This window comes from Ruicaihuangia caeni (genome assembly GCF_040536845.1).
In the GTDB taxonomy this organism is placed as follows: domain Bacteria; phylum Actinomycetota; class Actinomycetes; order Actinomycetales; family Microbacteriaceae; genus Ruicaihuangia; species Ruicaihuangia caeni.
In genome coordinates, this window is record NZ_CP159582.1 from 2,274,639 (window position 1) to 2,288,201 (window position 13,563).

The window sequence follows — 13,563 nt, forward strand, 5'->3', positions numbered from 1 at the left end:
TGAATGCTCTGGGGTTACGGTTGTTATCGCTAGTGAGACTATTATCACTATTGATAACGTGTTGCGCAAGCCGGACATGGTGAGCGCGGCCAGAGGCGTGCGAAGCAGGGCTCGGCGCGCTTCTGGAGCGCAGTGAAGTGGAGGAGCTGTCATGGAAGAGTCGCGAGCGAAGGCGGCGAGTGCGATGTCGGCCACCGAGGTGCTGTCGCACCCCGTGCGGCTGCGAGTCGTGCAGGCGCTGCTCGGCGGGCGCTCGCTGACCACGGCCGAGCTTCGCGAAGAACTCGGCGATGTGGCGCCGGCGACCCTCTACCGGCAGATCGCCGCGCTCGCCGCGGGGGGAGTGCTCGCGGTGGTCGCCGAGCAGCAGGTGCGCGGCGCGACCGAGCGCACCTACGCGCTGGTCGAAGAAGCGGCATCCGTCGACGCGGAACGCGCGCGCGAGCTCTCGGTAGACGATCACCGGCGCCTGTTCGCGACCTTCGTCGCCGGACTGCTCGCCGACTACGACCGCTACCTCGACACCGGTGCCGAGCGTGGCGACCTCGATCTCGAGCGCGATCTCGTCGGCTACCGCCAGCGCGCGATGATGCTGACCGATGACGAGCTCGTCGCGATGCTCCGCGAGCTCAGCGAGGTGGTCGCCCGTTACGACGCGCTCGCCGCGGGCGGCGAGTCGGGTGCGGAGAGTGCGACGGATGCCGCGACCTCCGCCCCCGGCATCCGCACGCGCCGCTACTTCTCCACGATCGTCATGCCCGCCCGCTGAGGCGGCCCCACGCCCCTCACCAACCTTCGACCACGGGTTGAGGTGACTTAGCGGAGCGGGCCGTGTGCTGTCAAGGGTCGCGAAACCCCGCCGTTAGGCTCGTTTCATGACTGCTCCGCGCGATACCTCAGCCGTCCTGCCAGACGTCGCCGAGACGTCGCCCGCCCGTTTGAGCAACTCGAAGAACAGCAACTCCAACAACTCTGACAAGTCCGCCGGAAAGCTCGGCCCGACTGGCAAGCCCCTGCGCGACTTTCCCGAGCCGCCTCACCTGAAGAGCCACGGCCCTGCCCGCATCATCGCCCTCTGCAATCAGAAGGGCGGCGTCGGCAAGACCACGACGACCATCAACCTCGGCGCGTCGCTCGCCGCGTACGGTCGCCGCGTGCTTGCGGTCGACTTCGACCCGCAGGGCGCGCTCTCTGCCGGACTCGGCGTGCAGACCCACGATGTGCCGAACATCTACGACCTGCTCATCGGCAACCTCAAAGACGCGAAGCAGGCGATCGTCGAGACCGGCGTGCCCGACCTGCACGTGATCCCCGCGAACATCGATCTCTCGGCGGCCGAGGTGCACCTGGTGAACGAGGTCGCGCGCGAGCAGATCCTCGCCCGGGTGCTGCGCCAGGTCGCGGATGACTACGACGTCATCCTCATCGACTGCCAGCCGTCGCTGGGCCTGCTCACCGTGAACGCGCTCACCGCCGCGCACGGCGTGCTCATCCCGCTCGAGGCCGAGTACTTCGCCCTCCGCGGGGTGGCCCTGCTCATCGAGACCATCGACAAGGTGCGCGACCGGCTCAACCCCGCGATCGAGCTCGACGGCATCCTCACCACCATGTTCGACTCGCGCACGCTCCACGCCCGCGAGGTGCTCGAGCGCGTGGTCGAGGCCTTCGACGAGAAGGTGCTCGAGACGGTCATCGGCCGCACCGTGAAGTTCCCCGACGCGAGCGTCGCCGGCGCACCGATCACCGAGTTCGCGCCCGAGCATGCCGCGGCGAAGGCCTACAAGCAGCTCGCGCGAGAGTTGATCTTCCGTGGCGCAGCCGCCTAGCGCGGCTGAGCACGCCACGACCGAGACGGATGCCGCTACGCCCGGCTCGGCGACATCGTCGACCGATGCGGCGGTGCGGGTCGTCGAGGCTGACGCACCGGCATCCGTCAGCCCAGCATCCGTCAGCGCCGTCGAACCGGATGCCGTCGAACAAGATGCCGCGACCTCCGCATCCGGATTCCGCCTCACCCTCAACAACTTCAGCGGACCGTTCGATCTGCTGCTCTCGCTCATCACCAAGCACGAGCTCGACATCACCGAGGTGTCGCTCAGCAAGGTGACCGACGAGTTCATCGCGTACCTCAAGGGGCTCGACACCGACGAAGAGCTCAACGAGGCGAGCGAGTTCCTCGTCGTTGCGGCCACGCTGCTCGACCTCAAGGTGGCAGGGCTCCTGCCGCAGGGCGAGCTCGTCGACGCCGAAGACGTCGCGCTGCTCGAGGCACGCGACCTGCTCTTCGCGCGTCTGCTGCAGTACCGCGCGTTCAAAGAGGCCGCGCAGTGGTTCGAGCAGCACTTCGAGGCCGAGGGGCACCGCAAGTACCGCTCGGTGCGGCTCGAGGAGAAGTTCCGCAAGCAGACACCCGAGCTCAAGTGGACGCTCAGCCTCGATGACTTCGCCGCCCTCGCGCTACTCGCGCTCACGCCGCGCGAGATCCCGACTGTCGGCCTCGACCACCTGCATGCACCGCTCGTGAGCATCCGCGAGCAGGCTGCGACCGTCGTCACGCTGCTGCGCAGCGCCGGCGCGCTGAGCTTCCGCGAGCTGATCGCGGGCGTCGAGCAGCGCGGGGTCGTCGTGGCGCGGTTCATCGCGGTGCTCGAGCTCTACCGGCACGCGTCGATCTCGTTCGAGCAACTCGAACCGCTCGGTGAATTGACCATCAGGTGGACTGCGGAACACTGGTCTGAGGAACAACTCGCCAACCTTGGGGCCGACTATGACAATTGACAGCGATCGAACGGATGCCGCAGCCGCCGACGCCGCGCCCGTGACCGACGCGACGGTCGACCCCGCCGAGGCCGCAACCCACGTCGGTGCGTCGGCAGCAGAGCCCAGTGGTACCGCCGCCGCGCCGGCAACCGACGCCCCCGCCCTCTTCGAGGGCGACCTCGAACGCGTGCTCGAGGCGATCCTCATGGTCGCCGACGAGCCGCAGAGCGTCGTGTCGCTCGCTTCGGCGCTCGGTCGTCCAGTGCGTGAGGTGCGCGAGGCGATCGCGAGGCTGAAGTCCGACTACGACGGCGAGGCATCGGAGGATGGCGCCCCCGGCATCCGTCGCGGATTCGAACTGCGCGAGGTCGCGGGCGGTTGGCGCATCTATGTGCGCAGCGAGTACGACGACGCCGTGCGCGGGTTCGTGCTGACGCAGACGCCGACGAAGCTGTCGCAGGCGGCGCTTGAGACGCTCGCGGTGATCGCATACAAGCAGCCGATCTCGCGCGGACAGGTCGCCGCGATCCGCGCCGTGAACGTCGACTCGGTCGTGCGCACCCTGCTCGGCCGCGGACTCATCACTGAGGCGTTCACGGATGCCGAGACCGGCGCGATCCACTACGCCACCACCGACCTGATGCTGCAGCAGCTCGGCATCAACTCGATCGACGAACTGCCGCCCATCTCGCCGCTGCTCGACGACGGGGCCGAGGGCTTTCAGGAACGTAATGGGTTCGAGGAGCGCGCCAGCTGATGCGCCGCGATGACGAGCGCGCCCGGGCGAACGAGCAGGGGCACGCGCACGAGCACAGGCACGAGCCGGATCACCAGCGAGAGCTGGAGCGCGGTCGAGGGAACGTTGAAGACGCGTCTGGGTTCCCAGACGCGCAATCAGTCGGCAACAGTGCAGGCGACAGTGCCCCGCAAGGCGAGCGCCTGCAAAAGGTGATGGCCGCCGCTGGCGTCGCCTCGCGTCGCGTGTGCGAGCAATACATCGCCGAGGGTCGGGTCGCCGTCAACGGCGAGATCGTGATGGAGCCCGGCCGCCGCGTCGACCCCGCCACCGATCGCGTCACGCTCGACGGCACCGCGCTGCAGCTCGACACCACCAAGCGCTACCTCATGCTCAACAAGCCCGTCGGCGTCGTCAGCTCGATGAGCGACGAGCAGGGCCGCCCCGACCTCACCCGCTTCACCGCGGGCTACGAGGAGCGCCTCTTCAACGTCGGTCGCCTCGACCAGGCCACCAGCGGACTGCTCGTGCTCACCAACGACGGCGAGCTCGCGCACGTGCTCGCGCACCCGTCGTTCGGCGTCACCAAGACCTACGTCGCCCGCGTCGCCGGCGAGGTGAGCCCCGCCACCATCAAGCGGCTGCTCGACGGCATCGAGCTCGACGATGGCCCGATCGCGGCCGACAAGGCGCGAGTGCTGGCTGGATCCACGCGCGGCGAGAGCCTCGTCGAACTCACCCTGCACTCGGGCCGCAATCGCATCGTGCGACGGATGCTGGATGCCGTCGGCCACCCGGTCAAGGCCCTCGTTCGGCGGCAATTCGGCCCGCTGCACCTTGGCACCCTGCGCGAGGGGCAGCTGCGCGAGTTGAACAAAGCCGAGCTCGGCGCGCTGCTCACGCTCGCGCGCGACCCGGAGACGGCGGCGCGGCGCGAACGACGCGCGGCGCGGAACCGTCCGAAGCAGAAGCCGGGCAAGGTCGACAAACGGCGCGATAGCGGAGGCGAGCGTCGCGAAGCCGGACGTGAGCGAGGCGGCATGGGGGAGCGCCGCGACGGCACCAGGCGCGACGGCAAACCCGACACCAAGTCAGGCGGCCGGGAATCTGCGAAAGTGAAGTCCGCGAAGCGGCAGGCATCCGCTGGTGGTCGTCAATCAAAGTCGGCACAGCCACTCACAGGCGAGTCACGTACCGGCCAGTCCGGCACCGGCGGCCAGGGCCGCACCGGCCAAGCCCGCACATCGCAGCCCCGCAGCAACCAGAAACGAGGAAGACAGCAGTGAGCGAACGGCGCCTCAACGAACAGGTGCGCATCGTCGGCAGCGGCCTGCTCGGCGCGAGCATCGGCCTCGGGCTGCGCGACCACGGGGTCGACGTGATCGTTGCGGATGTGTCGCCGTCGGCGCAGCAGCTCGCGATCGACTATGGCGCCGGCCGCGCACCTGCCGACGGCGACGATCCGGCGCTCATCGTCGTCGCAGTTCCGCCGGATGTCACCGCCCAGGTGGTTGCCGCCGAGCTCGCCGCCTACCCGAACGCGCTCGTCACCGACGTCGCGAGCGTCAAGCTCGGCCCGCTCGAGCAGCTGCGCGCCATGGGCGCCGACCTCAGCCGCTACCTCGGCACGCACCCCATGGCCGGGCGCGAGCGCGGCGGCCCCATCGCCGCTCGCGCCGACCTGTTCCTCGGCCGCCCGTGGGTGCTCGCCGGCCACGACGACATCACCTACAAGCGCGCCGCCGCGATCGAAGACATGATCCTCGACCTCGGCGCCGTGCCGATCGAGCTCACCGCCGAGACCCACGACGAAGCCGTCGCGCTCGTCTCGCACGCGCCGCAGGTGGTCGCCTCGCTCATGGCCGCCCGCCTCGTCGACGGACCGGATGCCGCGCTCGGCCTCACCGGGCAGGGCCTGCGCGACGTCACCCGCATCGCTGCGAGCGACCCGGGCCTCTGGGTGCAGATCCTCGGTGCGAACGCTCGCCCGGTGGCCGAGGTGCTGCGCGGGCTGCGCGACGACCTCGACGCGGTCATCACCGCACTCGACGAACCGGATGCCGGCGGCTCGCGCCGCGCGATCGCCGAGGCCATTGCGGTCGGCAACACCGGGGTCGCCCGCATCCCGGGCAAGCACGGGCAAGATCGCCGCTTCGCCCAGCTGGTGGTCATGGTCGACGACCGTCCCGGACAGCTCGCGAAGCTGCTCACCGAGGTGGGCGAGGTCGGCGTGAACCTCGAAGACCTCAGGCTCGAGCACTCGCCCGGCGCGCAGATCGGCCTCGCCGAGCTCGCGGTGCTGCCCGAGGCCGAGCACAAGCTCGTCAGCGAGCTCGAAGCGCGGGGATGGCGCATCGCGGCGGTGTCGGCATGAGCGCACGGCATGAGCCTCAGCAACATGACGCCGACGCGCAGACGCAGCCCGCGGCATCCGCCCCCATGATCGTCGCGATCGATGGTCCGGCCGGCAGCGGCAAGTCGTCGGTGAGCAAGGCCGCCGCCCGCGAGCTCGGGTTCGCGTACCAAGACACCGGCGCCGCGTACCGCGCGTTCGCCTGGTACTGCGTTGAAAGTGGCGTCGACGTGTACAACCTTGACGACGTCACCGACGCGGTGCCAGCCTTCGACTATGCGATCGGCACCGACCCCGACCGCTACTACGTGCGGGTCGGCCGGCATGACGTGACCGACGACATCCGTGAACCGCGCATCTCGGCGGTGGTGAGCGCAATCGCGCGCGTGCCAGCGGTGCGCGAGCGGCTGACGGCGATCTTCCGCGACATCATGGCGACGACCGAGCGGCCGGGCATCATCACCGAGGGCCGCGACATCACCACGGTCGTCGCGCCCGAGGCGCCCGCTCGCATTCTGTTGACGGCAGATGAAGACGTTAGAATGTCGAGGCGTTCGGCGGAGCTCGCGGGCACGCAGCCCGAGCACCTCGTCGCCGAACAACTCGGCGCGAGAGACCGGCTCGACTCGCAGGTGGTCGATTTCATGTCGGCCGCCGACGGAGTGGTCACGATTGACTCGACCCACCTGACCTTCGACGAGACCGTGCGCGCTGTCACCGACCTGGTGCGCGCCACGATGGCGACCGACCGCAACTGACCGCCCGCACGAGCGCGGCGGCGGGGCCCACGAACAGGACCACCCATGACTGCTGACCACGACACCCCGCGCGACGACTCCGCCACCGGGCGCGGCTTCGACGCCGCCGACCTGACCGCAGACAGCGCTGCCGACGCGACTGAGTTCGACGGCGCGCAATTCGACGGCGCCCAGCACGACGCCGCCGAGTTCGACGACAGCGCCTTCGCGTCCGACGCGGATGACGAGGCCTTCGCCGAGCGTGTCGCCAGCATCGATGAGGCGGATGCCGAGGCCCGCACCCGCTCGCTGCGCGCTGGCCTCGACGAGTACGAGCTCGAAGACGAAGACCTCGACCTGCTGGAGGGCGTCACGGTCGGCGAAGACGGCATCATCACGATGCCTGCGCTGCCGGTGCTCGCGATCGTGGGCCGCCCGAACGTGGGCAAGTCGGCGCTGGTGAACCGCATCATCGGCCGCCGCGAGGCCGTGGTCGAAGACGTGCCGGGCGTCACCCGCGACCGGGTGTCGTACAAGGCCGAGTGGAACGGGCGCCGCTTCACCGTGGTCGACACCGGCGGCTGGGAGCCCGACGCCAAGGGCATCAACGCCTCGGTGGCGGCGCAGGCGGAGGTCGCGGTCGACCTCGCCGACGCGGTGCTGTTCGTCGTCGACGTGAACGTCGGCGCGACTGCCACCGACGAGCACGTGGTGCGGATGCTGCGCTCCGCCAAGAAGCCCGTGCTGCTCGTTGCGAACAAGGCCGACGACCCCCGGCAGGACTTCGAAGCGTCGGCGCTGTGGAGCCTCGGGCTGGGGGAGCCGTGGCCGGTCTCCGCGCTGCACAGCCGCGGCGTCGCCGACCTTCTCGACAAGGTGCTGAAGGTGCTGCCCGAGGTGTCGAAGGTGGCGAAGGAGGAGTACGGCGGGCCCAGGCGCGTTGCGATCCTCGGCCGCCCGAACGTCGGCAAGTCGAGTCTGCTCAACAAGGCTGCGGGCGAAGAGCGCGTGGTCGTGAACGAGCTCGCGGGCACCACCCGCGACCCGGTGGACGAGCAGGTCGAGCTCGGCGGGCGCATCTGGCGCTTCGTCGACACCGCCGGCATCCGTCGTCGCGTGCACCTGCAGAGGGGCGCCGACTTCTACGCCACTCTGCGCACGAGCGCCGCGCTTGAGAAGGCCGAGGTCGCGGTAGTGATCATCGACGTGACCGAGCCGATCAGCGAGCAGGATGTGCGCATCATCGACCTCGTGCTCGAATCGGGTCGCGCACTGGTGCTCGCCTTCAACAAGTGGGATCTGCTCGACGACGAGCGCCGCCGCTACCTCGAGCGCGAGATCGAGCAAGACCTCGGGCACGTGTCGTGGGCGCCGCGCGTCAACATTTCGGCGCGCACCGGCCGCCACCTCGAGAAGCTCGTGCCCGCCCTCGAGCTTGCGCTTGACTCGTGGGATACCCGCATCCCGACCGGCAAGTTCAACGCGTTCCTCGCCGAGCTCACCGCGGCGAACCCGCACCCGGTGCGCGGCGGCAAGCAGCCGCGCATCCTCTTCGGCACGCAGGCGTCGACCCGCCCGCCGACGTTCGTGCTGTTCACCACCGGCTTCCTCGACCCCGGCTACCGCCGCTACATCCAGCGCAAGCTGCGCGAGCTGTGGGGCTTCGAGGGCACGCCCATCGTGGTGAACATGCGCGTGCGCGAGAAGCGCAAGCGCTAGCGGGGCTGGCTGTCGGTCGTCTGCGCTGAACGGATGCTGCGGCTGGGGGAGTCGCGTAACGCACCGCCGTAGCTCGCTGTCCGCACAGCCGAGTGCGGCAGACTGAGACGATGACTCAGCAGCAGGTTCCGCCGCCCCTCGGGCCGCGTGACCCGGCGGACGCCTGGGTGACCGGACCCGACGGCCGCCGCTTCTGGGGCCGCTTCGGCGCGGCCGGACTGCTCGCCCTCGACCCCGCGCGAGGCATTCTGCTGCAACACCGCGCCACCTGGAGCCACTTCGGCGACACCTGGGGCCTGCCCGGCGGCGCCCGCCACGAACACGAGTCGGCGTACGAGGCGGCCCTTCGCGAAGCGGAGGAAGAAGCAGGCGTGCCCGCGGATGCCGTGCGCCCCCTCTTCGAGACCGTGCTCGACCTCGGTTTCTGGTCGTATACGACGGTCGCCGTCACCGTCGAGCACCCCTTCGAAGCACGCATCACCGACCTCGAGAGCCAAGCCCTCCGCTGGGTGCCCACCACGGATGTCGGAAGCCTGCCCCTGCACCCCGGCTTCGCCGCCGCGTGGCCCGCGCTCCACGAGCGCCTCGGCCGCGAGGTGCCCTAGTTCCTTGTCACCCGCGGCCCTCGACAGTGCGCGAGTCGACTTAGGAACCGCGCTACTATAGACAGGTTGCTCTGAGCGTGCTTGGGGCTTCGGGCTGTGGCGCAGCTTGGTAGCGCACTTGACTGGGGGTCAAGGGGTCGCAGGTTCAAATCCTGTCAGCCCGACCGTGTGATGTCTCAAGACATCGTGAACGCTCCGAACCCACAATTTTGGGTTCGGAGCGTTTGTCATTTCGCTGTCGCCGGCCGGGCTGGTCCTTTGGGTTTGCCGGTGGGCTGGTAGTCGCGGTTCGGGTCGAGGGTGAGCTCGCGGAGGAGTTCGCCGGTGGCGGCGTTCACGACCCGGATTTCGAGGTCCTGGATGAGCAGGATGACGTGGGTTCGGGCGTGGGTTCGGCCGATGCCGATGTGGTGCAGGTTGCCGTTGTGGCGGAGGGTGACGACGCCGGAGTCGTCGATGCGGTCGCGACGGATCCGGTCGTGCGTGTCGGCGCTGCGGTCACGATTCGGGGTCGCTTTCGGCCGTGCCCGGTAAGCCGCGGCCGGGGTTGCCTGGTGCGGCAGGGAGCGGTGCGGCCGGTGCTGGTTGTAGGTGTGGAGGAATGCATCGATCAGCTGCTGCAGTTCGGGCAGGGTCGCCGGCTGCGCGGGCTGAGCGGTGAGCCATTTCTTCATCGTCTGCTGGAAGCGTTCAACCTTGCCTTGCGTGGTGGGGCTGTTGGGGCGGCCGTTCTTCTGGGTGATGCCGCGGCGTCGCAGCTCGGCTTCGAGGGCGGTGCGGCCGCCGCGGCGGTGCTGGCTGGCGAGCCTGACGGTGTAGACGAGGCCGTTGTCGGTCAGTGTTGACGCGGGGTAGCCGTGCAGGTCGGCTGCGGCGGTGAAGGTGTCGAGGACGATTCTCGAGGTGATCGTCTGGTGCGCGGAGGCGTGGAGGACGTAGCGGGAGTGGTCGTCGAGCCAGGTGATGATCGCGGTGTCCTCGCCCGGGGCGCCATCGGGCTCGGTGAGCCGGTAGTGGGTGAAGTCGGACTGCCAGCACTCGTTCGGCAGCTCCGCTGCGAATCGCAGGTAGGAGGACTTCGGCCGCTTCTTCGGTTCGGGGATGACTCGGCCGGCGCGGGTGAGGATCCGGTTGATCGTCGCCCGGGACAGCATGACGTGGTGGTGGTGTTCCAGGTGCCAGGCGATCGTGTCCGCGCCGGCATCAAGGCCTGCCGTCGACAGGGTCGACCGTAGCCGCAGTACGAGGTCGCTCACCTCGGGCGGGGTCTGCGTGGGGCTGCGATGCGGCCGTTTCGAGCGGGGCTGGAAGGCGGTGTCGCCTTCTTCGCGCCACCGCTTCACGAGGGTGCTCACCCATCCGGTGGAAACCCCGTAGGTGCGGGCGACTTCGGCTTGGGAGCGACCTTCGACAACGACAGCGGTGATGACCAGACGGGCTCGCGACACCGCTGATTCTGGCGTGCCGGAGCGTTCACTATGTCTTGAGACATGCGTTCACGATGTCCTGAGCCAGCACACTGTCAGCCCGACCATGTGTGATGTCTCAGGACATCGGCGACACCCGAACCCACGTTTGTGAGGGTTCGGGGGTTTCTGTTTTCGTGGGCTTCAGGGTTCTTGGCTGGTATTCAGGGTCGGTCGATGGTTTTTCGAGCAGTCCACCGGTAATGGCGTTCACGAGCTACGTCGCGTTCGGCCACCGTCAGTTGCACGGCGAGCTGAGCTATCCCAACCGTCGAATACGAAGTAGGCGATTGCGACCGCAGTACCCGACCGGCGACCGCTGAGCTGATAGACCAAAGTGTCTTGAAGACTCGGGCGAAACGGATGCCGGCTTGGTGGGCGTTCCGCCAAGTCTGCTAGTGCTGATGAAGGACTTCAGCCCGCTAAGCGATGTCAGTGGTTGAAGCGATGATCGTAAGTAATTCCCTCCGTTGTCGGCTCGCCTCGCGCCGACAACCGAGCGGAGCGCCGACAATGGAAAGGTGGCGACCGTGACGTACTCCGAAGACACGGCCGTGCTGCGCAAGGCCCGTGGTGCCTTTTTCACTCCGCCCGCGATCGCTCGCCATATTGCTGACTGGGCAATCCGTTCCGCTTCGGATCGCGTGCTGGAGCCATCAGCAGGTGATGCGGAGTTCATGCTTGCAGCGGTGGCGCGGCTCCGCGGCCTCAACCACCGCGATTTGTCCCCCGTTGTCGATGGCGTTGAAATACATGACTACAGCGCGTGTGTAGGGCGTCAACGCGTCCTCGAAGCCGGCGGTACGCCGCGCATCACGGTTAGCGACTTTTTTCTCGTCGAGCCCTCCCCTGAATACGACGCCGTGATCGGAAACCCGCCGTACATCAGATATCAGGACTTCACAGGCGAAGCGCGCGTACGGTCGCGCGCCGCCGCGCTTCGGGCCGGGGTGGCGCTGACTGGACTAGCCTCAAGTTGGGCCGCGTTCGCCGTACATTCGGCTCTTTTTCTGAAGAAGGGCGGTCGCCTGGGCCTAGTCCTTCCCGCCGAATTGTTGTCGGTGAACTATGCGGCACCTGTTCGACAGTTCTTGTTTGACAACTTCAAGACCGTAGATCTAGTGCTCTTCGACGAGCAAGTCTTTCCCGAAGCTGAGGCTGACGTCGTTTTGCTGCAGGCGGATGGATTCGGTCAGGGGCCGGCTAGTCATGCCACATTCAGACAGTCGCGCAACGCGGGGACGCTCGGGACCGTGTCGGCTGCGACAAGATGGACTCCGCTTGACCCCGCGGACAAGTGGACCGGTAGCATTGTCAATCCGAACGCCGTCGAGCCTCTGCAGTCTCTGAAAGTGCGCGGGGCTTTCACCGATCTTGAAGTATGGGGAGCCACGACCCTAGGCATCGTCACAGGTAACAACAAGTTCTTCACACTGTCCCCGGAGCGCGCGAAGAATTTGGGCCTTGAGGACCATGAACTTCTCAGTGTGTCTCCTCCCGGGAGTGCGCACTTGCGAGGACTGTCGCTGAGCAGGCCGATGCTGAATCGCCTTGGACGCGAAGGCCGGGCGACGTACCTATTCAAGCCCGGCGCCGAGCTCTCCCAAGCGGCACAGAAGTACGTCAAGAGCGGAGAACACGCTGGTGTCAACGCGGCATATAAATGCCGGATGCGCAAGGTTTGGTACCAGGTGCCGATCCTTGAGCCAGCGGATCTCTTGCTCACGTGCATGAACGCGGACACGCCCCGGCTGACGACAAACGCCGCTCGAGCTCGCCATCTCAACTCCGTGCATGGCGTGTATCTAAGTGCTGATGTTCGGATGCTAGGACGAGACCTTCTACCGATTGCAAGTCTGAACTCGATCACACTGCTCAACGCGGAGATGGTGGGACGCACATACGGCGGAGGGATTCTCAAGATTGAACCACGGGAAGCCGACCGCTGGGCGATGCCGTCTCCGGCGCTCGTGAAGCAGCAGGAGGCACAACTTCGCGCCCTGAAACCCTCGGTGGCTCGCCTCCTTAAAGTTGGTCGGCTCCTTGATGCCGTCGCGCTCGTGGACGACGTGCTGCTCATTGGGTCCGGACTTGTGCCAGACGTAGAGGTGCAGTGGGTGAGAAACGCGCAGAGGTTCCTCTCGCGGCGGCGGACATCCCGGGGGACGAGCTCGGGCGGTGTCCGAATGAGAGCGATGTATGACTAGAAGCGATTCCTTCTCGCCGTATGACCTAGAGCTTGCCAATGCCCTGCAGTCCGACCCGTGGGTGCACCGACGTCTTGAAGAACCTCGGTATGCGCCGGACTACTCCTTGCTCGAGCGATTGCTGACGATCCCGATCGGCGCCGGCAAAGGGGGCACCAGCGGCTCTCTTGCCAACGGCGTTGATTCCTGGCTGGCACACGAGCTTCGAAGGTGCGGTTTCGGTGAGGACGAAGTCTGGCCCCGCGCTCAGCGTCCCCGAATTGTGCCCCGCGATATCGCCGCCATGCTGGAGCGACTGCCCGCAGGCTTGCGCACGGCTGTGAACGAGCGACTTCTGCATATGCCGTCGGTCGCCCCCACGGACGCACGCGTCCTCGGGCGTGCGTACGAGAAGCAGGTTGACGTTGTCATCTCACGTTGGGATCGCGGGCCGGAACTCTTGTTGAGCACTAAGACGCAGGTCTCATCGTTCGGAAAGAACCTTAGCAATCGTTTCGAGGAGGCCTACGGTGATGCGGGCAATCTCCGAAGCCGCTATCCGCTGGCCGCGGTCGGATTCTTCTTCGTGCAGCGCTCGACGATTCTCGTTGAAGAGCCGGACGCTTTCGAACGAGCAATCGACATGATGCGCAAGTTGCGAGACCCACTCGGTCTCAACGGGTACACAGCTACCGGGATGGCTCTCGCTTCGTGGGACGAGGAAGAGCGTCGCGCGCGAATCGAGCTCGATCGCGTGCCCGAGGACGTGCGCCCTGAGCAGTTCATGACCAAGATGGTCGCGCAGGTTCTCGCTGCTACACCCGTCTCCCATCATGTGAAGGTGCGAAGCCTGATCGAACGCCGCGCGATTCCTGTCCGTGAGGATGACGAAATAGCGCCGGGCTAATAGCCCGCTTTGCCCGAGCCCTGTGCCAAGATGTCGTCTGTGCGTGCACGAGGCGCGTAGGAAAATCTACAAGGCTGGGCCATCGAACGGTCAG

The 13,563-nt window shown here is 67.3% G+C and carries 11 protein-coding genes, 1 tRNA gene and 1 pseudogene; 12 read left to right on the forward strand and 1 reads right to left on the reverse strand.

From position 1 onward, the window contains the following. The first annotated feature begins 151 nt into the window (after positions 1-151). The 10 genes and pseudogenes from ABV606_RS10605 (at position 152) to ABV606_RS10650 (ending at position 9,074) form a co-directional block, all read left to right on the forward strand. Positions 152-769: a helix-turn-helix domain-containing protein gene (locus ABV606_RS10605; RefSeq protein WP_353987700.1), complete on the forward strand. Its 618-nt coding sequence runs from the start codon at positions 152-154 to the stop codon at positions 767-769. A gap of 106 nt (positions 770-875) precedes the next feature. After that, positions 876-1,826, forward strand: a complete 951-nt coding sequence (locus ABV606_RS10610; RefSeq protein WP_435415026.1) for a ParA family protein — start codon at positions 876-878, stop codon at positions 1,824-1,826. Between the two features lie 73 nt (positions 1,827-1,899). Next, complete coding sequence (locus ABV606_RS10615) at positions 1,900-2,778, forward strand: segregation and condensation protein A (RefSeq protein ID WP_435415561.1); 879 nt, start codon at positions 1,900-1,902, stop codon at positions 2,776-2,778. After that, the gene (scpB, locus tag ABV606_RS10620; protein WP_353987702.1) at positions 2,768-3,517 is read left to right on the forward strand and encodes an SMC-Scp complex subunit ScpB; all 750 of its coding nucleotides are present in this window, start codon (positions 2,768-2,770) and stop codon (positions 3,515-3,517) included. Before ABV606_RS10615 ends, scpB begins: the two co-directional genes overlap by 11 nt. Before the next feature lie 194 nt (positions 3,518-3,711). Next, a pseudogene (locus ABV606_RS10625) lies at positions 3,712-4,410 on the forward strand (pseudouridine synthase); the annotation flags it as partial. A gap of 368 nt (positions 4,411-4,778) precedes the next feature. Then, on the forward strand, positions 4,779-5,870 hold the full coding sequence (locus tag ABV606_RS10630; protein WP_353987703.1) for a prephenate dehydrogenase: 1,092 nt from the start codon (positions 4,779-4,781) through the stop codon (positions 5,868-5,870). 65 nt (positions 5,871-5,935) lie between these two features. Continuing rightward, positions 5,936-6,607, forward strand: a complete 672-nt coding sequence (gene cmk / locus ABV606_RS10635; RefSeq protein ID WP_353988823.1) for a (d)CMP kinase — start codon at positions 5,936-5,938, stop codon at positions 6,605-6,607. Between the two features lie 45 nt (positions 6,608-6,652). After that, complete coding sequence (gene der, locus ABV606_RS10640; protein WP_353987704.1) at positions 6,653-8,305, forward strand: ribosome biogenesis GTPase Der; 1,653 nt, start codon at positions 6,653-6,655, stop codon at positions 8,303-8,305. A gap of 110 nt (positions 8,306-8,415) precedes the next feature. Next, complete coding sequence (locus ABV606_RS10645; RefSeq protein ID WP_353987705.1) at positions 8,416-8,910, forward strand: NUDIX domain-containing protein; 495 nt, start codon at positions 8,416-8,418, stop codon at positions 8,908-8,910. A gap of 90 nt (positions 8,911-9,000) precedes the next feature. After that, a tRNA-Pro gene (locus ABV606_RS10650) sits at positions 9,001-9,074 on the forward strand. Positions 9,075-9,137: 63 nt separating this feature from the next. On the opposite strand, the gene ABV606_RS10655 is transcribed toward ABV606_RS10650, so the two are convergent. Continuing rightward, the gene (locus tag ABV606_RS10655) at positions 9,138-10,358 is read right to left on the reverse strand and encodes an IS481 family transposase (RefSeq protein ID WP_353987608.1); all 1,221 of its coding nucleotides are present in this window, start codon (positions 10,356-10,358) and stop codon (positions 9,138-9,140) included. A gap of 548 nt (positions 10,359-10,906) precedes the next feature. Here ABV606_RS10655 and ABV606_RS10660 point away from each other — a divergent pair. Then, positions 10,907-12,583 (forward strand): Eco57I restriction-modification methylase domain-containing protein, encoded by a 1,677-nt coding sequence (locus ABV606_RS10660; RefSeq protein ID WP_353987706.1) that lies wholly within the window; start codon positions 10,907-10,909, stop codon positions 12,581-12,583. Beyond that, entirely contained in the window at positions 12,576-13,469 is an 894-nt protein-coding gene (locus ABV606_RS10665; protein WP_353987707.1) for a hypothetical protein, read from the forward strand. The genes ABV606_RS10660 and ABV606_RS10665 overlap by 8 nt, the downstream gene beginning before the upstream one ends. Positions 13,470-13,563 lie beyond the last annotated feature (94 nt).

What these genes read in the sequence shown, in the direction of transcription:
- ABV606_RS10605 (WP_353987700.1), top strand. Translation starts at nt 152, where the DNA reads ATGGAAGAGTCGCGAGCGAAGGCGGCGAGTGCGATGTCGGCCACCGAG.
- ABV606_RS10610 (WP_435415026.1), top strand. Translation starts at nt 876, where the DNA reads ATGACTGCTCCGCGCGATACCTCAGCCGTCCTGCCAGACGTCGCCGAG.
- scpB (WP_353987702.1), top strand. Translation starts at nt 2,768, where the DNA reads ATGACAATTGACAGCGATCGAACGGATGCCGCAGCCGCCGACGCCGCG.
- cmk (WP_353988823.1), top strand. Translation starts at nt 5,936, where the DNA reads ATGATCGTCGCGATCGATGGTCCGGCCGGCAGCGGCAAGTCGTCGGTG.
- der (WP_353987704.1), top strand. Translation starts at nt 6,653, where the DNA reads ATGACTGCTGACCACGACACCCCGCGCGACGACTCCGCCACCGGGCGC.
- ABV606_RS10645 (WP_353987705.1), top strand. Translation starts at nt 8,416, where the DNA reads ATGACTCAGCAGCAGGTTCCGCCGCCCCTCGGGCCGCGTGACCCGGCG.
- ABV606_RS10665 (WP_353987707.1), top strand. Translation starts at nt 12,576, where the DNA reads ATGACTAGAAGCGATTCCTTCTCGCCGTATGACCTAGAGCTTGCCAAT.